Annotated in this window: 18 protein-coding genes and 3 pseudogenes; 13 read left to right on the top strand and 8 right to left on the bottom strand. The window is 61.0% G+C overall.

Features of this window, described 5'->3' with window-relative positions:
- Window positions 1-41: 41 nt before the first annotated feature.
- From KHO33_RS37390 to KHO33_RS37380, 3 genes are all read right to left on the bottom strand, one after another.
- The gene (locus KHO33_RS37390; protein ID WP_234480941.1) at window positions 42-518 is read right to left on the bottom strand and encodes a nitroreductase family protein; all 477 of its coding nucleotides are present in this window, start codon (window positions 516-518) and stop codon (window positions 42-44) included.
- Between the two features lie 222 nt (window positions 519-740).
- The gene (locus KHO33_RS42405; RefSeq protein ID WP_234480942.1) at window positions 741-1,148 is read right to left on the bottom strand and encodes a DUF2513 domain-containing protein; all 408 of its coding nucleotides are present in this window, start codon (window positions 1,146-1,148) and stop codon (window positions 741-743) included.
- A gap of 433 nt (window positions 1,149-1,581) precedes the next feature.
- Complete coding sequence (locus tag KHO33_RS37380) at window positions 1,582-1,899, bottom strand: hypothetical protein (RefSeq protein ID WP_200568356.1); 318 nt, start codon at window positions 1,897-1,899, stop codon at window positions 1,582-1,584.
- 596 nt (window positions 1,900-2,495) lie between these two features.
- Between KHO33_RS37380 and KHO33_RS37375 the strand changes: the two genes are divergently transcribed.
- Complete coding sequence (locus tag KHO33_RS37375) at window positions 2,496-2,756, top strand: transcriptional regulator (RefSeq protein ID WP_200568370.1); 261 nt, start codon at window positions 2,496-2,498, stop codon at window positions 2,754-2,756.
- A 580-nt stretch (window positions 2,757-3,336) separates the two neighbouring features.
- Here the strand turns inward: KHO33_RS37375 and phaZ are convergent.
- Window positions 3,337-4,572, bottom strand: a complete 1,236-nt coding sequence (gene phaZ / locus KHO33_RS37370) for a polyhydroxyalkanoate depolymerase (protein WP_200568357.1) — start codon at window positions 4,570-4,572, stop codon at window positions 3,337-3,339.
- 818 nt (window positions 4,573-5,390) lie between these two features.
- Between phaZ and KHO33_RS37365 the strand changes: the two genes are divergently transcribed.
- Together KHO33_RS37365 and KHO33_RS37360 are read left to right on the top strand one after the other, a co-directional pair.
- Window positions 5,391-5,675, top strand: a complete 285-nt coding sequence (locus tag KHO33_RS37365; RefSeq protein ID WP_200568358.1) for a hypothetical protein — start codon at window positions 5,391-5,393, stop codon at window positions 5,673-5,675.
- 469 nt (window positions 5,676-6,144) lie between these two features.
- Entirely contained in the window at window positions 6,145-6,381 is a 237-nt protein-coding gene (locus KHO33_RS37360) for a hypothetical protein (protein ID WP_200568371.1), read from the top strand.
- A gap of 21 nt (window positions 6,382-6,402) precedes the next feature.
- Here the strand turns inward: KHO33_RS37360 and KHO33_RS37355 are convergent, their stop codons facing one another.
- Window positions 6,403-6,543: a hypothetical protein gene (locus tag KHO33_RS37355; protein ID WP_200568359.1), complete on the bottom strand. Its 141-nt coding sequence runs from the start codon at window positions 6,541-6,543 to the stop codon at window positions 6,403-6,405.
- Between the two features lie 149 nt (window positions 6,544-6,692).
- On the opposite strand from KHO33_RS37355, the gene KHO33_RS37350 reads away from it, so the two are divergent.
- A complete protein-coding gene (locus KHO33_RS37350; protein WP_200568360.1) occupies window positions 6,693-7,220 on the top strand; it encodes a GNAT family N-acetyltransferase in 528 nt (175 codons plus the stop codon).
- Between the two features lie 148 nt (window positions 7,221-7,368).
- On the opposite strand, the pseudogene KHO33_RS37345 reads toward KHO33_RS37350, so the two are convergent.
- Together KHO33_RS37345 and KHO33_RS37340 are read right to left on the bottom strand one after the other, a co-directional pair.
- Window positions 7,369-7,554 (bottom strand): annotated as a pseudogene (locus KHO33_RS37345) (IS3 family transposase); the annotation flags it as partial.
- Window positions 7,555-7,957: 403 nt separating this feature from the next.
- A pseudogene (locus tag KHO33_RS37340) lies at window positions 7,958-8,191 on the bottom strand (hypothetical protein); the annotation flags it as partial.
- Between the two features lie 995 nt (window positions 8,192-9,186).
- Between KHO33_RS37340 and KHO33_RS37335 the strand changes: the two are divergent.
- The 8 genes from KHO33_RS37335 to KHO33_RS37300 are packed head-to-tail and all read left to right on the top strand — an operon-like array spanning window position 9,187 to window position 15,714.
- Window positions 9,187-9,693, top strand: a complete 507-nt coding sequence (locus KHO33_RS37335; RefSeq protein WP_200568361.1) for an SUF system Fe-S cluster assembly regulator — start codon at window positions 9,187-9,189, stop codon at window positions 9,691-9,693.
- Complete coding sequence (gene sufB, locus KHO33_RS37330) at window positions 9,690-11,138, top strand: Fe-S cluster assembly protein SufB (protein ID WP_200568362.1); 1,449 nt, start codon at window positions 9,690-9,692, stop codon at window positions 11,136-11,138. The genes KHO33_RS37335 and sufB overlap by 4 nt, the downstream gene beginning before the upstream one ends.
- A gap of 43 nt (window positions 11,139-11,181) precedes the next feature.
- Window positions 11,182-11,964, top strand: a complete 783-nt coding sequence (gene sufC / locus KHO33_RS37325; RefSeq protein WP_200568363.1) for a Fe-S cluster assembly ATPase SufC — start codon at window positions 11,182-11,184, stop codon at window positions 11,962-11,964.
- A complete protein-coding gene (gene sufD, locus KHO33_RS37320; protein WP_200568364.1) occupies window positions 11,961-13,313 on the top strand; it encodes a Fe-S cluster assembly protein SufD in 1,353 nt (450 codons plus the stop codon). The genes sufC and sufD overlap by 4 nt, the downstream gene beginning before the upstream one ends.
- A complete protein-coding gene (locus KHO33_RS37315; RefSeq protein ID WP_200568365.1) occupies window positions 13,310-14,563 on the top strand; it encodes a cysteine desulfurase in 1,254 nt (417 codons plus the stop codon). The genes sufD and KHO33_RS37315 overlap by 4 nt, the downstream gene beginning before the upstream one ends.
- Window positions 14,560-15,015, top strand: coding sequence for a Fe-S cluster assembly sulfur transfer protein SufU (gene sufU / locus KHO33_RS37310; RefSeq protein WP_200568366.1), 456 nt, complete (start codon window positions 14,560-14,562; stop codon window positions 15,013-15,015). The genes KHO33_RS37315 and sufU overlap by 4 nt, the downstream gene beginning before the upstream one ends.
- Window positions 15,016-15,023: 8 nt before the next feature.
- A complete protein-coding gene (locus tag KHO33_RS37305) occupies window positions 15,024-15,392 on the top strand; it encodes an SUF system Fe-S cluster assembly protein (protein ID WP_200568367.1) in 369 nt (122 codons plus the stop codon).
- Between the two features lies 1 nt (window position 15,393).
- Window positions 15,394-15,714 carry a Rieske (2Fe-2S) protein gene (locus KHO33_RS37300; RefSeq protein ID WP_200568368.1) on the top strand — a complete coding sequence of 107 codons (321 nt, stop codon included), beginning with the start codon at window positions 15,394-15,396 and terminating at the stop codon, window positions 15,712-15,714.
- Between the two features lie 576 nt (window positions 15,715-16,290).
- Here KHO33_RS37300 and KHO33_RS42400 read toward each other — a convergent pair.
- Window positions 16,291-16,793 (bottom strand): annotated as a pseudogene (locus tag KHO33_RS42400) (hypothetical protein).
- A gap of 338 nt (window positions 16,794-17,131) precedes the next feature.
- Between KHO33_RS42400 and KHO33_RS37285 the strand changes: the two are divergent.
- Window positions 17,132-17,416, top strand: coding sequence for a hypothetical protein (locus KHO33_RS37285; protein WP_200567984.1), 285 nt, complete (start codon window positions 17,132-17,134; stop codon window positions 17,414-17,416).
- The last annotated feature ends 58 nt before the right edge of the window (window positions 17,417-17,474 follow it).

The raw sequence follows: 17,474 nt of genomic DNA, 5'->3' as shown, positions 1-17,474 counted from the left end.
TGAAACGCTTGCACGGAAATCGAAAACCAGCTAAATAACCCTTAGTCCTGCTTCACAGGGTGGGGGAATTTGCGCGACCATAAGTGGGGGAGTTTCAACTGACCGTCCGGGCGGCATTCAAGGGAATGGTCCCGGCTCAGGTAACGGTAGACCCCATCGGACAAGCCGGGCAGAGTCGGACACAGAAGATAGCCCTCGGTCGGATGCAGATTTCCGCTCGAACGGTTGCAGCGCAGTGCCCACCGCTGGGTGCCGTAGGATTTCCACGCCGACAGGCCGAGCGAAAGTTCGAACAGGATTGCCAGACTGGAAAGATCGAATCTGCGCGCGGGCGGTAAAGCGCCGCAGCGCAGTTCGTTGTAGCGTGTAGTCAGGCTGTCCGCGGCTAACGGCAGACCAATGCGCGGTGCGCCGTGAAACACCCGGAACGGATCCGGTTGGGTTGCCCAGTCGAGATTCCCGGGCCCAGGGGCGTAGCCGCTGACGCGATGCTTGCTGCGCTCGTGATATTCAAGCATCGCATGCTATACCCGGTCCATGTTCGCCTCAGACCAGGAATATCCGCACATGCGGCTGTACAAAACCTACTGGCTGGACATTGGGGCGCGGTCGTCATCAAGTCATGGAATCGAACGCGCTTCGGCAAACCGCTGTTGCGTTCGGCGCCTCCTGTGCGATGCCCTGGCAATCGGGTTGTCTTCACGAAAGCCGGGGGATGCTTACAGCGTTCAGGTCACCCTTCAGGTGTCTTCGAAGGTATTCGGGACCGCCGACTTCAAAAACTCGTGGCCATCCCAGGTTAGCCGCCAGTCGCTACCCATCGAGCGGACGAGATTTGCGTCGGCCAGCAGGTTCAATTGATACCCCACACCCCGGTTCGAAACATCGAACGCTTCCTTGAGCACACTTTCAATGTCAAATTCGCTGAGGTGCGGGGATTTGTTTTCCTCGAGAGTCTTCAATATTGCGAGTGCCAGATTCATATCGCGTTTCACGATCTCCTCCTGTCGCAGATAGGACATACATCGAAAGAGCGCCACCGGTACAACGTCCGCGCAATCATCCCGGGTGTGGCTTGCTACACGGCTCTTTGCGCTTTCGCACAGTTCCACGAAAAGGGTGGCACGACGCGAGCCGAGCAGGTCCACGATCGACGTTCATTAGATGGAGAGCCACCGGACGTTCCATCTAACTGAGAGGTTGTGGCCGACTAGGCATAATCCCGTGCGGTCCTCCGGCATCGTTTGCCTGATTGCTTTTTCCGTACTCGTCGCGAGTGGTTTCGCGCAGTGACTGCGACAGATCCCCGGCTGGCTTCTGCGCCGACCTTGAAATCGGCTTTGTGCCCGGTACGGGTAGGGGTACATCGATAGAACGTGTTTCATTGTCCTCCGAAAGGAGTGTCTGGGGCGCAGGCATCGAAGTACACGGCGAGCCCCGCCTTCTCGCCAGTGGGGGCGCTGATTGCAGAACTGACCGGCGGCGCCGCAAACGATGTGATTCCGGGTTCCCAACAGGCTTATGCCACGGTCCGAACGCGCAGGGTGAATTTCAAGACCAGTCGCGAGCGCTGCCTGGGATTCAACGCTTCGGTCCCCTCATACCCTCGGTTTCCATCGCAGCATTCCGCTCTTCGCAGGCTTCAATGGGTTCCATGGTCTCGTCGATGGAGGCTGTCGCGCGTTCTGTGGCCGCCTTCGTTTCGTCGACGGTGGAACCGGGTCCTCCGTCGTCGTCGCTCGGGGGCTCCAGCATGTCTCGAAGCATGGCTTCCAACTCCGGCGTGTCCCACGGCGCGCCGTGCTGCTCTTTCTTCTTTATGTAGTGCCTGACTTCTGCGTCCTGCTCCGGCGTCAGGGGAAGACTGCGAAATGTGCTTTGGGGGGTAGCGTCGGTCATGGTATTGCTCCGGAATTTATCCCATTTTGAGTGTAGCCCTGTTGTGGCCAACGGGCCTCTGCTATCGGTCTGCGCATGGACTGATCCGTCCATTCGCATCGGCTCGTCCAGCGAGCGGCCGTTGCTACCGGCACAGATACGAGCCCGGGCGCTTCGCGCAATTGCTGCTGATAGCGGCACCGTGCAAACAATCCCCCGGGCGGGACAACGTCACGCGATGACATGGTTCAGCGCAGGAGTTTTACGCAGAAGGGACATACCGCGAGCGTGGCTTTGCGTCTTTTTACGGCACCTGCAGGCGGTTTCGACCGCTCATGGTGATGCGCGCACCGATTCAAATTGCGACGGGTCATGAAGGGTGGCAGGAACTATGACAAAACTGTCCGGACAGTTTTCCATCGAGCGTGTGCACAAAAGCTGTACGCTGGTGATTCCCGACTGCGACCGGATCGGCCCCAGATGAGCGGATGGCATTCGGCTTTCACAACCTCAGCCGCAGCTATGACGCACTCGGGCACTGCGTAACGTTCTGGGGTTATGACAACGTCGTGAAGGGGGCCACGAATATCGCTGTCGGACAGAAGGGAGGGCGGAAGATGCGACTGATCGAAGCGGATGAACGTCAGGCTTTCCTGGCGACCTTGCAGCGCAAGGGCCTGGCAGAAGACGAATTCGAACTGCTGGAAACGGATACAACTGACCCCAAGGGCGACGAGAACGTCGGCCTGCAGGGTTATGTCACCGTAACCAGACTATCAACACAAATTGCGAGGGAATACCCCATCGGCTTCGAAACCGGTTGGGTGCAGCATTTCAGACAGGATCTCGAAGCTGGCGTCTTCGATAAGCCGGAATGAGATCCCGCTGTTGAGGCGAACTCTCCGAGCGGGGCAAGCAGGTATGGCGAAGTGGAAGCGGGATCAACGGGGGGGGGGAGTGATGTGGCCTTGTCGATCCGGAGCGATGCGGGCGGCCTCGATCAGTAACCCCAGGCATCCCGGAGCCCAATGCGCCTACGCGCCGGTCTTGACTGGTGTCAGCGTGGCCCTGCCACGTCGCGCCCTGCAATCGCACGGGTGACCATCCGCTTACGGGGCGTCGAGCTCGAGCGTCCGAAACTGTGGCCGATAGCTCCAATGGGCCGGCGATTCCGCAAAGTCGACATTGGTGAGCGATTGGCAACCCGTGTGCGGCTGCACGGAGCAGCCGAGGGACAGCCATCCAAGCCGATTTCCCGAATATCTGCTCAACGCCTGTGAGCGGACGACTGAGAGTTGGAACGTTGAATGTCGCTTCAGGGTCAGCGACGCTCGCGGGCCGACGCCTTGAGGAACGCAGAAAGGCTCGGCGCGCTGGTCAGATCGATGAGTAGACCGCTGCCGCAGACGCGGTGTGTTCGTTCCAGAATTGCCTGTTGTTCCTGCAAGAGCACCCTGGTTAGCGCACCGACGCCCAAAACCGGACCACGGCGGGGTGAATCACCTCGTGCCACCTCGGGCCGGTGAACAGGTCGTAGTGCTCGCAATCCGATATCGTCAGACGGCAGCGCTTCTGTACCGGGATCGTACTGCACAGCGTGTGAGCGACATGCGTCTGGCCCGCGCCTGTAATATCGTCGAGGTCGCCCTCGACCGTGCAAAGCGCCGTGGATGCGAGATCCTGCGGTTGCACACAGCGTCCGCCGACGCGCCATTCCCCACGCGCGAGGCGCTGTTCCTGAAAGATCACGCGGATCGTGTCGAGCAGATAGTCTTCGGCCATGTCGAGGATCGCGGCGTATTCGTTCAGCGAACGCAGGTTGTTCGCGACGGCTGTCGCGTCAGCTGAGAGACGGCTCGACCAGTAGCGCGATTCGAGTGCCAACTGGCGGTGTGGATGCGCGGCGACGATCGTCGCATGCTGGATGAAGCCCGGACAGACCCGGCGGCCGGAACCGGCGTAACGGGGCGGCACGGTGTCGATCACCGTTTCGCGAAACCAGTCGAGGCTGTGGCTTTGCGCCAGGCGGTCGACGGCCGTTGGACTGAGGCGCGTATCGATCGGCCCGCCCATAAGCGTCAGGCTGAGCGGCGGGACTTCGCCAGCCCGCGCCAGCAATGCCGCAGCCGCAAGGGTCGGCGCGGTGGCCTGACAGACGGCGATAACGTGCGTGTGGGCACCGCCCAGTTTTCGCAGAAAGCGTTCGACCGCGAGCACATAGTCGTCGAGTCCGAAGCGGCCTGCGGCAAGCGGCACGTCACGTGCGTTGGCCCAGTCGGTGACATACACATCGCCGTCCTGCAGCAGCGTTTCGACCGTTTCGCGCAGCATGACCGCGTGGTGTCCCGCGAGCGGCGCGCAAAGGAAGATGTCCGGTGTCGCAGTGCGGCTCTGACCGCGCCCGGATGCAACGGGCGCCGGCGCGCGCGTGAATTGCCGCAGCGCGCAAAACGGCGTGCTGTCGACCACCCGCTCGACCACGGATACCGACCGGTCGCCGACCGTCACCGCCGCGATGCCGAACGGCGGTGGCTCGGGGGGCGGTTGAACCCACCGGTACAGCCAGTCATAGCCGGCAGCGGCGACGGGCATGCAAGGCATCGCCGGCGACGTCCAGGCATCGCATCCGCGCATCGCCCAGTTGCTGAGCGACTGCATCAGGCCACGCTGCTCTTCAAGCCACGCATACCACATGCTGTCTCCTGACTGCGTCCCGTTCCGTCCCCCGTCGCGGCCGGAGGGTCATCGGATGAACGGGAACGAAACGCGCTTGACGGCGATCAGCACGCCGCGAAAATGTTGCCCTGACGCAAGCGACACGGCGTCGCGTTTCCGGCTCGAAAGGAGCGTCCATCTGATGGCGCGCTGGACGACACGGCCGCTGGACTGTGGTGCGGGTGGTTAACATGGCTTGGCCCGAAGGCCGGGAATTTCATGTGGATGAACCACGCCACCTTGTCATTGATGCCGCCGAACTCCGTGATGAGCAGGGATCTTCATCAAGGGGCCGCGATAGTCGCGGCTGCTGACCTCCAAGGCGCTGCAACGAACCGGAAATGCCATGACGAAAGTCCTTCTCGCCCCCGTAGCCGCCGCCGTTACCCTCGGCGCTACTGCACCGGCATATGCAGACGAGAACGATCATCATCATCGGGTCTGACACACCGTGAAGGTGCATCGCCATTGGCCAAACCGCTGCAACTGATGCGGTTTGGCCAATGCAGTCCTTGGGTTGAGCTTTCAATTCTGGCCGCGCGATCAAGGCTTATGGTGCAGCCAGTCCCGCACGGGATGCGTGTCCAGCCAGCGGAATTGCCGATTCCTGTGGTGTGCGGGTCTCTAGCGCTCTGCTACCAATATTGCAGCCATGATCAGCACAATCACCCCAAACAGCATTCCCGACATCAACCCGGCCATGGCAGCCTCCGTGCCGGGTCGCCGGCATGCTTGCATTTTAGGCGATACGCTCATGGACACCGGCGTTTTGCGTTGTCCCTTTCATTTCGGAACACGTGGCGTTACCCGTCGATTGGTACGTCGAACTGGGTCCGGCAACCTCGGCATTTGAATGGCTCGAAGTTACCCTGCGCGGGCAATGCAGCGAGTGGCTGCTCCTCGCCAGCGAGGTAGCAGACTGGGCAAGGAAAAGCTTCGTGCGATCGAAGTCGGTGCCACCGGTCGACAAACCGCTGAATGTCGATCGGCAGGGTGCCGTTCGCTTCCAGGTGGTCGAGAAGCACGTGGAACAGAGGGGGGCTTTGCATTTAGTCCTCCGCAGCGATTTCCAGTTATCGTAGCATCTGCCACCCATGCGCGGCTGGTGGTCCTGCGGTTCCGCGCGCAAGCCACGCCGGATGTTCAGTGCTAGCGTGGTGGTGGGGATTTTCCCAAGTCATCAGGAGAACGCGATGCCGTCAGACCCCGCCACAAAACCTGCCGAGCCACCTGCGACGCGAGACAGGCCGCTCCCTGGCGCGGCGCCGCAGACCGAGTCATCTGCACCGGACGCAGATAAAGACGAGCCGGTACCGCATGCGCGCCCGCCAGTCCGGTCAGACGACAACTGACTCTTCGTCGCGCCCGCAGCTTGACGTCGCCCGAATGCGCGTTGCGACGCCAAGCTGAAGGCGCATATTCGAATTCGCTCACAACCACGAATCGAGGAAGTCATGTCAGAACAGGTTCGAGTCGTTTGGGGCCGTTTTGACAAACTGGCCGCCAACGCACAGTTGTCACCGATCGCCGTATGGAAGAAGGAGTCACGTGATGATCGGCGCATGGGCGCCAGCATCCGGGGCGCACACTTTCGGGAGATTCGACATGCCTACGCTTGCCATCGGTCTTGATATTGCGAAAAACGTGTTCCAGGTTCACGGTGTTGATCGCAGCGGTGCGCCGGTCTTACAGCGGAAGCTGCGCTGGTATGCGATGGAGGAAATGCGCCCGCAGCAAGTGAACGACAACAGTTACCTTCCGCAGATCGCCGGTCGAATTTCCGCGTAATTTCCCGGGCGCTCGGGTAGGTTAGGGTTCCCGTGGTTCTTCGGCGTCTATCAGGCGGCCGGTTTCGTCCTCCCACGCCAGCAGCATCTTCTTCGCCTTCCGATAGTTGGCGATGGCACGCCGCAACACAGCAGCTTGTTCGGGTGAGACCGTCCGATTCACGAGCTTGCCTGCTCGACCCTACCGCCGTAAATCGTCCCGTTTGGTAACAGAGTTTCTAGCATGCCACGCATCGCACACCGGGATACCCCTGCCATAATTGAATCGAGTCTGTGTGACTCAGGGCAACGATTTTCGAAGGGCAACCACTCATGGATCAGAAACCGCCGCGAAGAGAGAGCCGGATGTGGCGCATTGAGTTGACCAGGTTCGACGAATTCGCTCAAGGGGGGGATGAGGTACGGATGGTCAGGACCGACGACGCGGTGCAACTCGGGGCGTTGTTTTTTACAGCCTTTAAGGGTACGACCGACGACCTTCAGCAAACCGAAGCGGACTACCTCGCAAAAGCGAACGCGCTTTTCGAAGGCCGCTATGGCGATTGCATCCTCGCCGCATCATCGGTTGTCGAGCGTGATGGCAAATTGCTGTCGGCCTGCGTCGTTACCGATTATGAACCGTTCGACTGCCCGGTCATCGCGATGGTGGCGACCAGGCCCTCAATGCAGGGAAATGGCATGGCAAGCAGCCTGGTCAAGGCTTCCCTGAGGAACCTTCTCATCGCTGGCCATTGCGCGTGTTGCGCGATGATCACTGTGGGGAACGAACCTTCGGAACGGCTCTTCGAGCGTTGTGGTTTTGTGCCACGAGGCATCGCGCCCCCGGGATGCGGACGATAGTCTTACGACCGTCAACAACGGAGCTGTTTGTGTTCTGACGCAGGAAAAGGTCGGTTACTGCTGGTCGCAACCGTCCCGGTTCGGGCCAGGAGCGGGACGCAGCCAGTGGTATGGACTTGCCCTGGCATGACCGGACACACGGTCACGCTCAGGTTGGTGAATTTGGTCGCTGGCGAAACTCGCGTGGCCAATGATATTTCAATGCGCTGTGTGGATGCGACTCGATGTAATGGTCGAAGGCGATGGCCAGATTTTGCAGCGCTGTCCGGGCATACGGCGTGGGCATCCACGAAACGTAATCCCGCTTCATGGTTATCACGAAGCTCCCGGCCAGTCACTCGTTAAAGGCCGTCCGTAGTAAGTCCGTCGGGATGGATGCGATCAATGATCGATCGCCCTTCAACAAAGCCAGCCTGTTCTGCCGCTTCGGCCGACAGATACTCGGCTACAGGGTGAGAAAAGTTCATCCTTTGCCCGGCCACGCGAATGTCTGCTTCGGGACGAGCGACGTACCCAACGTACCCGAAAGGCACACCCGGAGGGTGTGGAGAATATTCGGGAACCGCAAGGACACGAATCACGAAGCCCTTATGAGACGCGAATACTTCTTTGCCTTTCGCCATGTCCATCTCCACCGCGGTTTTTTTCGAGGAATCGCGGGCCGCTACGAGTGCATTGGAGCCAGGGCGCGCCACGAGTTCGCCGCGAGCATCAGACGGCTCTGCGATCAGCTTCTCTTCAGTAACGCCGAGAATTACGTCGATAGCAGCTTGGCCGACTATCTCTGCAACAAGATAAGCCCAGCGACGAGAGAACGGCCCGCCACGAACTTTTATGCGCTCGCCGATTGCCGCGACCCCCGCAGGTTTGGTGGCGCCTTCGATGCGAAACCAGACGTCGAACATGTCCTTCGACGTGGATACCAACTCAACGTGAATTTCAAATCCACGATATTCGACCATTCGCTGCATGGAGATCTCCGGTTCCTGCTATGTAGGCACAGAATCGGGGCTTATCTGGTTGCCCTCGATGTCGCTCGACGCCACGAGTTTCGGACGCACCCGGCACCTCGCCTAGTCGGCGTAAACCCGCGACGCCGTTGAGCCGCTGTTACGCCTGGCTACAGCGTTACCCAGCAGAGTTTTCGCTGCCATTGCGGCGGTGATGTCAAGGGTCGATCCTCCGGTGGGTTGGCTTTGAGAACGTCCTGGGCGCGGGTCACGCGTCTTTCCGCAGTCGGCTCGTAGACGCAACGGCACGCTGCACGCATTGATCGGACAGGAATGGAGCGCCTCGCTCCAGGGCGCGCTCGGGGCGCGGCAGTCAGTTGCGGCTGCTTCCAGACCATCGTCCACGCTTCGGACGCTTCCAGTAAGGTTCAGTTCTGGTGAGCGGCTTGTATGTTGCCGTCGCCACCATCGACCCGCAGCGGAAACCGGAGCCATCTACCCACATCTTGCGCAGAATGACGGCAAGTTTGCGGGCCACGGCGACCACAGCCCGGCGATGACCTCGGCTCCTGGGGTTAAGCCACGATACGCGTTCGTCGACAGATCAAACTACAGCCGGGCTGGGCCTCCCCGATACAGTCGATACGCATGCCCGTTCCGCGCGTGGGTTCTGACCTTTAATCTGGTCGATATTTTAGGTGTCAAACAATTAATGTCTGGACGGGCGGGTGGGTATTCGGGGCGATGGGGCGTGTCTCTCCAGAGCCGTCGGTCACGAAGACCCATGCACTGACAAGGTCTTCCATACAGGTCTAGAATGAAATCAACGTACCCGTCGTACATCGAAATGCTTCTCCGGAAACGAGAAACGAGAAACGTGAAACGTGAAACGGGAAGCGGTTGGCGACGTGGCCAGGAATCCCCACGCAGGACGACGTCCTTCACAGCAAACGTGCCGATTCCATTTCGATCTAATCAGTACTAAATCGGTTCTGATTCAAGCGGGAGGCATTCCGATGTTGCGCATGAGCAAACTTGCCGACTACGGCACGGTGATCATGACCGCGATGGCGCGCGAACCGGACGCCGTCCACAGCGCAAGCAGCATTGCGGCGGCGACCGGCGTCGCGATGCCTACGGTGTCAAAGGTGCTGAAAGTCCTGACGCGGGGCGGTGTGGTGGAGTCGCTGCGCGGCACGAACGGCGGTTACCTGCTGCCGCGGCCGCCCGGGCGGATCACGCTGGCTGAGGTGATCTCCGCAGTTGACGGCCCGATCGGGATCACTGAATGCAGCACGCAGCCGGGCTTGTGCCTCCTGGAGGTGGCGTGCACCGTGCGCGCCAACTGGCAGAAGGTCAATCGCGTGATCTACGAGGCGCTACAGCAGGTCACGCTGGCGGATATGGCGGGACCGACCTTGCGCGCGGTCGATATCAGCGCGATTCGTGCGCGCAGCATCCCCAGCCGCCGCGCGGGTGCGACGCCACTGGCGCGCAGGACGATTGACGGAGGCCATGCATGAGCGCATCTACAACCGGTTTCGACGAACTGATCGGTCGCGAATACCAGCATGGTTTCGTGACTGACCTGGAGGCCGACGCGTTGCCGAGCGGGTTGAGCGAGGACGTGGTCCGGCTCATTTCCGCGAAGAAAAGCGAGCCGGCGTTCATGCTCGAATGGCGTCTCGCGGCCTATCGGCACTGGCTCACGATGGCGGAGCCGCATTGGGCGACGATCCAGCATCCGCCGATCGACTACCAGAGAATCGTCTATTATTCAGCGCCGATGGCGCAGAATAATCGTCCGAAGAGTCTCGATGAAGTCGATCCAGAGCTGCTGCGTACCTACGAAAAGCTGGGTGTGCCGCTGAGAGAACGCGAACTCCTGGCTGGCGTCGCGGTGGATGCCGTATTTGACAGCGTCTCGGTAGCCACGACGTTCCGCGAAAAGCTTGCGGAACTCGGCATCGTGTTCTGCTCGTTCTCGGATGCCGTGCAGCATCATCCTGAGCTGGTGCGGAGGTATCTCGGCTCGGTGGTGCCGCATACCGACAATTTCTTCGCGTCGCTGAATTCCGCCGTGTTCAGCGACGGCTCGTTCTGCTATATCCCGCCGGGCGTGCGCTGCCCGATGGAGCTGTCGACCTACTTTCGCATCAACGCGCAGAACACCGGGCAGTTTGAGCGCACGCTGATCATCGCAGACAGAGGCGCGTACGTGAGCTATCTGGAAGGCTGCACCGCACCGATGCGCGACGAAAATCAGCTGCATGCCGCGGTGGTCGAGCTGATTGCGCTGGAAGGGGCACAGATCCGCTATTCGACGGTGCAGAACTGGTATCCCGGCGACGCGTCGGGCAAGGGCGGCATCTACAACTTCGTTACCAAGCGTGGCGACTGCCGCGAGGCGAATTCGAAGATTTCGTGGACTCAGGTGGAAACCGGTTCGGCGATCACCTGGAAGTACCCGAGCGTGATCCTGCAGGGCGATAACTCGGTCGGTGAATTCTATTCGGTGGCGCTGACCAACCACTATCAACAGGCCGATACCGGGACGAAGATGGTTCACCTCGGCCGCAATACGCGCAGCACGATCCTGTCGAAAGGCATTTCAGCGGGCCGCGGAAAGAATGCGTATCGCGGCCTCGTGAAGGTCGGCGGTATGGCCGAAGGTGCGCGCAATTACACACAGTGCGATTCGCTGTTGCTCGGCGACCGGTGCAGTGCGCACACATTCCCCTATATCGAGGTCAAGAACCCGACCGCGAAGGTCGAGCACGAAGCGTCGACATCACGCATCGGCGAAGACCAGTTGTTCTATTGCCGGCAGCGCGGACTGTCTGCGGAGGACGCGGTGTCGATGATCGTCAACGGCTTCTGCAAGGAAGTCTTCAAGGAGCTGCCGATGGAGTTCGCCGTCGAGGCGCAGAAGCTGCTCGGTGTCAGCCTGGAAGGCAGTGTGGGCTAACCGTTAGTACCTGGCCCACGGCGATTCGCGAGGGATCGGAACCATGCTTGAAATCAGCAATCTGCAAGTCGAAGTCGACGGCAAGAAAATTCTGCGCGGCATCGATCTGAGCGTGAAGGCCGGCGAGGTACACGCGATCATGGGCCCGAACGGCTCAGGCAAGAGCACGCTTGCCCACGCGCTGGCAGGGCGCGAGGACGTTGTTGTTACCGGCGGCGAGGTCTCGTATCTCGGCCGCGATCTGCTGGTGCTCGCGCCTGAAGAGCGTGCGCACGAAGGACTGTTTCTCGCGTTCCAGTATCCCGTTGAGATACCCGGTGTGAGCAACGTTTACCTGCTGAAGGCGGCGTTGAACGCGCAGCGTCGGCATCGTGGCGAGCCGGAACTCGACGCGATGGAGTTTCTGCAACTGGTCAAGGACAGAATGACGCTGATGCAGATGGACGAGAGCCTCTTGTATCGCGCAGTCAACGAAGGCTTTTCCGGCGGAGAAAAGAAGCGCAACGAGATCCTGCAGATGGCGGTGCTGGTGCCCCGGCTCGCCATCCTTGACGAAACGGATTCCGGACTCGACATCGATGCGCTGCAGGTTGTCGCGCAGGGCGTCAACAGCATGCGCAGTCCGGAGCGGGCGATCGTGCTGGTCACGCACTATCAGCGACTGCTGGATTATGTCGTGCCGGATCGCGTGCATGTGCTGGCAAACGGCCGGATCGTGAAGTCGGGGCCGCGTGAACTGGCCCTGGAGCTGGAACGTAAGGGCTATGGCTGGATCGAGGATGAAGCGGTGCACTCGGCCAGTGCAGCAAGTGCAGGGCATCCATGAAAAACGAATCTCTCGAGCACTTCCACCAGGCTTTCGGGCAACTCGCGATGACGTTGCCCGGCGCTGAGTTGCCGTGGCTGCGTGCCGCGCGCCGAAGCGCCTTCGACCAGTTCAACGCGCTCGGCTTGCCGACCACGCGGCACGAGGACTGGAAGTACACGAACGTGTCGGCGATCGGCAATCGGCCCTGGCATTTCGCGCCGCAACGCACCGGCCGCACCGACCGCATCGACCGCATCGGCGGTAGCGACCTGCCACGCAGTGTCGATGAACTCGCGCTGGACCCGGCTGGCCATCGACTGGTGTTCGTCAATGGTCGCCATGTGCCGCGGCTGTCGAGATTGAATGGCTTGCCGCATGGCGTATTTGTGGGCTCGCTCACGCGGGCGTTGAGAGAAATGCCGCAACGACTGCAAGCGGCGATCGCCTCGCAGACGTATGCCGACGGCTTTACCGCGCTAAACACGGCGTTTCTGACGGATGGATTTGCCGTCGTGCTACCGCCTGGCGAGGTCATCGATCAACCGTTGCACATGCTGTTCCTGACCGACGAAGCCGGTCTTGCGGTGCAGCCGTTCAACGTCGTGCTTGCCGGAGTACGCTCGGGCTGCGTGATCGTCGAGCACTTTGTAGGGCTGGGCGACGACGCGTACTGGACCAATGCGGTTACCCGCATCGTCGTAGACGAACAGGCGGATGTGCAGCACTACCGGTTGCAGCAGGAAGGCTCGAAGGCGTTTCATATCGCGTTAGTCGCTGCAGCGCAGCAACGCGCCAGCTGTTTTACCTCGCATGCGTTCGCGTTCGGCGCCGCGTTGTCGCGCACGGGCATCAGTACGAGCCTGAACGCTGCGAACGCGCAAGCCACGTTGAACGGTCTCTATTTCGTTGGCGGCCGGCAGCACGTCGATCACCACACGCGCATCGATCACGCAGAGCCGCATGGCACGAGTCGCGAATACTACCGCGGCGTGCTCGACGGGGCCGCGCGCGGCGTGTTCAACGGGCGCGTCATTGTGCATCGCGATGCGCAGAAAACGGACACGCATCAGGCGAATCACAACCTGCTGCTGTCACGCGATGCGGAAATCGACACGAAGCCGCAACTCGAGATCTACGCCGACGACGTGAAATGCACACACGGCGCGACGGTCGGTCAACTGGACGGGAACCAGCTGTTCTATCTGCGGGCGCGCGGTGTCGAAGAACGCGTGGCGCGGGCGCTACTGACGTACGCATTTGCGCGCGACATTGTCGAACGTGTGCGCATCGATTCGCTGCGCGCCCGGCTCGAAAGCCTGCTGCTCGCGCGCACCCCGGAAGGCGAGCGCATCAGGGAGTTGCTATGAAGCCGATCGAACAGATGCAGACGCCAGATCCACGCAATGTCGAACACTGGCGGGCCGATTTTCCGATTCTGGGCGAGCGCGTGCATGGCCGGCCATTGGTCTATCTCGACAATGGCGCCACTACGCAGAAGCCTGCCTCGGTCATCTACGCGGAAAATGCTTACTACCGGCATAGCAACGCCAACGTGCACCGCGGCTTGCATCTGCTGTCGCAGCGCGCGACCGATGCATTCGAAGCAGCACGCGCGAAGATTGCACGCTTCATCAATGCGCAGCGTCCGGAGGAGATCGTGTTCGTACGTGGCACGACCGAAGCGATCAATCTCGTCGCCCAGAGCTACGCGCGCCCACAGCTCAAGCCCGGCGACGAAATCCTGATCAGCGCGATGGAGCACCATTCGAACATTGTGCCGTGGCAGCTGGTCTGCGAGCAGACTGGCGCGGCGCTGAAAGTGGTGCCGATCGACGATACCGGCGCGCTCGATGCCGACGCGTACGAGCGCCTGTTGGGCGAACGTACGCGGCTGGTCGCGATGACGCATCTGGCTAACGCGCTCGGCAGCATCAATCCGGTGGAGCGCATTGTTGCAGCGGCGCACGCGAAGGGCGTACCGGTGCTGCTGGATGGCGCACAGGCGATCTCGCATCTGCCAGTCGACGTCCGCGCGCTCGATTGTGATTTCTACGCGTTTTCTGGGCATAAGGTGTACGGGCCGACTGGCATCGGTGTGCTGTATGCCAGGGCTGCGCTGCTTGAGGCGATGCCGCCGTGGCAGGGTGGTGGTGACATGATCCGTTCGGTGACGTTCGAGAAAACGGAATACAACGCGATTCCGTGGAAGTTCGAAGCGGGCACGCCGAACATTGCCGGCGCGATTGCGCTGGGCGCGGCGCTCGACTATGTCGACCGCATCGGCATGGAAGTCATCGCCGCGCACGAGGCCGACCTCCTCGCTTACGCCACGGACGCATTGCGGACGATAGCGGGTTTGCGTCTTATCGGTACCGCACGCGACAAGGCGAGCATCCTGTCATTCGTGCTCGACGGCGTGCATGCGCACGATGTCGGTACGATTCTCGATCATCACGGCGTCGCCGTGCGGGCGGGCCACCACTGCGCGATGCCGGTGATGCAGCGGTTTGGCGTACCGGCGACAGTGCGCGCGTCACTCGCCCTCTACAACACGCACGAGGATATCGACGTCCTGATCGAAGGTCTCGGCAGGGTCAGGGAGGTATTTGGCTCATGAGTGATCTGCGCGACCTGTATCAGGAAGTCATCTTCGACCACTACCGGCGGCCGCGTAACTGTCATGGGCTGGTCGACGCCAATCACCAGGCCGAGGGCTACAACCCGTTGTGTGGCGACCGGATCACGCTGTATCTGCGAATCGAGGATGGCGTCGTCAAGGACGCAAGTTTCGAAGGCGTGGGCTGTGCGATTGCGACGGCGTCCGCGTCGCTGATGACCGAGGCGCTGAAAGGCAAAACGGAAGCGGAGGCCGAAGCGCTGTTCGGACGTTTTCACGAGATGGTGACAACACCCGCTGCAGGGCAGGCGGCAGCCGCGTCGGCGTTGGGCAAGCTGGCGGTGCTGTCCGGCGTGCGCGAATTTCCCGCGCGTGTGAAGTGTGCGACGCTTGCGTGGCATACGCTGCATGCCGCGCTGCACGACGAGGATCGCCCCGTTTCGACAGAGTGAGGCAGACGATGGACCCATTCGACTGGCTGAAGCGCGCTGAGGCCGCCCAACCTGGCAGCGGCGCCGCAACTGAACGTCTGGAAGACCGCGTGATCGACGCGCTGCGCACCGTGTTCGACCCGGAGATTCCGGTCAACATCTACGACCTGGGGCTTGTCTATGGTCTTGACGTGGACGAAGCCGAAGGCCGCGTCGAAGTCCGCATGACGTTGACCGCACCCGGCTGCCCGGTCGCGCAGACCTTCCCGGCGACGGTCGAAGACGCAGTGTTCTCGGTGAGCGGCGTGAACGGCGTGCACGTCGAACTGGTGTGGGACCCGCCGTGGTCAAGAGAGCGGATGTCGGACGCGGCACGCCTGCAATTGGGGATGCTGTGATATGTCCGCTTGGGTCGATGTCGCCGCAATCGAGGATTTCCCGGCCGGGGCTGTTCGCAGCGTCGAGGTCGATGGCGCGCAGGTTGCCGTCTTCAACGTCGACGGCACCTGTTATGCAATCGAGGATGTCTGCCCGCACGACGGCGGTATCCTGACGGGCGGTGTGGTGGAAGGCGACGTGGTCGTCTGCCCGCGCCATGGCGCGCGGTTTTGCATCAGGACGGGAAAGGTATTGGCGCCGCCGGCTTGTGAGGATGTGGTGGTGTTTCCGGTGCGGATCGAGGCCGGCGTCGTTCAGGTGCGTGACGAACGGTGGGATTGAGGTGCGCTGTTTTCTGGCGTATTTTTGTGCGCAGGCTTCCTGCTGACGTTGTTTTTGGTTTATTGGCATAGACGCTGTGCGGGGCGGCGCCTACTTTTCTGACGTCGGCCGGGAAAAAGTGGATGCCAACGTACCGTAAAATTGAGGAGCGGAGGCATGGATGGATCGGATCACGACAGCTGTCCATACGAAGGAATTGAGTGAGGAAGCAACGACTTCATCACGCCGACCAGGGCCAGCCAACTGGCTGGCAAACAAGGAGCGCGCCCCGGCGAGCGCAGCCCAGTGCACCGACTATCGCCGTGCGGGATATGGCGCATTGAACCGAACGCGCGGGTCGCACGGCGACAAAATGAACAGGATTGCCGTCCTGCGACAGGCTGATATCAGCCGGGAGAAGGATATCCATTGCGGTTGCCTGCCTGGTGAGACGGTTGATGGCAATCATGCCGCGCCCGTTGTCCCAGCGATCGGACTCCTAGCTGCGCCCACGATTGGAAGATCGCCTTGTCAAGCGGACGCCGGCGCGGCTACCAACGAGGGCGAAACGACATCGTGGTCACAATCGATACCGCGTCATTCGACCCGTTGAATGCCAGGAGAAGCGGCACGCACATGAGCCGGCGGTCTGGGGTCGCAAGCCCTCGCAGGGAGTCGTGACCCGGCGGCATGCGCGCAAACGAACTGTTCGATGGCCGGCAAGATCATCTCGTGGAATTTGCGCCCGGCGAAGGTGTCGTAGTGACCGGTGTCTTCAGTAACCATGTGCCACTTGCGCCCGGCTGGGATGCATGTGCATAACGGCTGTGCCGCCTCGGATGGACCGCAGCCGGTGATGTCGTCATGGCCGCCTTCGATGGTCAGCAGCGCAACCTTCTCGATGGCCTCCAGGCGCACCGGTCGGCCACTTCCATGCTTCCGCGTGGCAGATGGTGCTTGCAGAAGATCTTCTCAATCGTCTCCAGATAATACCCGGCTGGCATGTCGAGCACAGCGTCCTCCACTTCCATGCTTCCGCGTGGCAGATGGTGCTTGCAGAAGATCTTCTCAATCGTCTCCAGATAATACCCGGCTGGCATGTCGAGCACAGCGTCCTCCACATTGTTCCACGCAACGACTAACCTTCTAATGGACAGTCGTTTGGGAGATATCGATGCAGTTCGAATACAAAGCGTTTCACATCGATTGCCGGACACGTCGCGCCAGCGACGGGCATTACGTCGCAATGGCGAGAATCACTCGCGGGCCTGGGAGCGACGAAGATCGCGTCGAAACGCACGATTCGGGTGACATTGATTCCTTTGTCGACGAGGCCGATGCAATCTCATGCGCAAAGCCATGGGCTATCGAATGGTGCGACGAAAACTGGGCGTGAGCCGCGCACGGACGTTCCGTGCACATAACACTGGAGACCGACATGGCTGAGGGACAGGAGCAGTTTGACGAGTACAACGGCTTTACGATTCGTGTCGTCGCCGTTCCTGAGTACTCGCCTCACCCGCCGAATATCCCATTCGGTTATACCGGCTACGTCGCGCGCCCTGGGGCCGACGTTCGTTACGCGTCGTCACAGCGGGTGAGCTTTACCCATCCGATCGCCGATTTGCTGAGTGCAGAAGCTGCGGAACAGGCCGGCTTCGCTGAGGGACGATCCCTCATAGACGGCACGCATCCTGACGGACTCAATACGGAAGGACTTTGATTGAAGGCTTAACGATCACCTGCGGTTATGACTGAAGCGCTCTGGCAGGGTGCTGGCG

Source organism: Paraburkholderia nemoris, from assembly GCF_905221015.1.
Classification (GTDB): domain Bacteria; phylum Pseudomonadota; class Gammaproteobacteria; order Burkholderiales; family Burkholderiaceae; genus Paraburkholderia; species Paraburkholderia nemoris.
This window is presented reverse-complemented; position numbering and strand designations above follow the sequence as displayed.

Bases quoted from the DNA above. Each gene is read 5' to 3' on its own strand.
- KHO33_RS37390 (WP_234480941.1), bottom strand. From the start codon at position 518: ATGCTTGAATATCACGAGCGCAGCAAGCATCGCGTCAGCGGCTACGCC.
- KHO33_RS37375 (WP_200568370.1), top strand. From the start codon at position 2,496: ATGCGACTGATCGAAGCGGATGAACGTCAGGCTTTCCTGGCGACCTTG.
- KHO33_RS37305 (WP_200568367.1), top strand. From the start codon at position 15,024: ATGGACCCATTCGACTGGCTGAAGCGCGCTGAGGCCGCCCAACCTGGC.
- KHO33_RS37285 (WP_200567984.1), top strand. From the start codon at position 17,132: ATGGCTGAGGGACAGGAGCAGTTTGACGAGTACAACGGCTTTACGATT.
- sufU (WP_200568366.1), top strand. From the start codon at position 14,560: ATGAGTGATCTGCGCGACCTGTATCAGGAAGTCATCTTCGACCACTAC.
- phaZ (WP_200568357.1), bottom strand. From the start codon at position 4,572: ATGTGGTATGCGTGGCTTGAAGAGCAGCGTGGCCTGATGCAGTCGCTC.
- KHO33_RS37380 (WP_200568356.1), bottom strand. From the start codon at position 1,899: ATGACCGACGCTACCCCCCAAAGCACATTTCGCAGTCTTCCCCTGACG.
- sufC (WP_200568363.1), top strand. From the start codon at position 11,182: ATGCTTGAAATCAGCAATCTGCAAGTCGAAGTCGACGGCAAGAAAATT.
- KHO33_RS37350 (WP_200568360.1), top strand. From the start codon at position 6,693: ATGGATCAGAAACCGCCGCGAAGAGAGAGCCGGATGTGGCGCATTGAG.
- sufD (WP_200568364.1), top strand. From the start codon at position 11,961: ATGAAAAACGAATCTCTCGAGCACTTCCACCAGGCTTTCGGGCAACTC.
- KHO33_RS37360 (WP_200568371.1), top strand. From the start codon at position 6,145: ATGATCGGCGCATGGGCGCCAGCATCCGGGGCGCACACTTTCGGGAGA.
- KHO33_RS37300 (WP_200568368.1), top strand. From the start codon at position 15,394: ATGTCCGCTTGGGTCGATGTCGCCGCAATCGAGGATTTCCCGGCCGGG.
- sufB (WP_200568362.1), top strand. From the start codon at position 9,690: ATGAGCGCATCTACAACCGGTTTCGACGAACTGATCGGTCGCGAATAC.
- KHO33_RS37335 (WP_200568361.1), top strand. From the start codon at position 9,187: ATGTTGCGCATGAGCAAACTTGCCGACTACGGCACGGTGATCATGACC.
- KHO33_RS37315 (WP_200568365.1), top strand. From the start codon at position 13,310: ATGAAGCCGATCGAACAGATGCAGACGCCAGATCCACGCAATGTCGAA.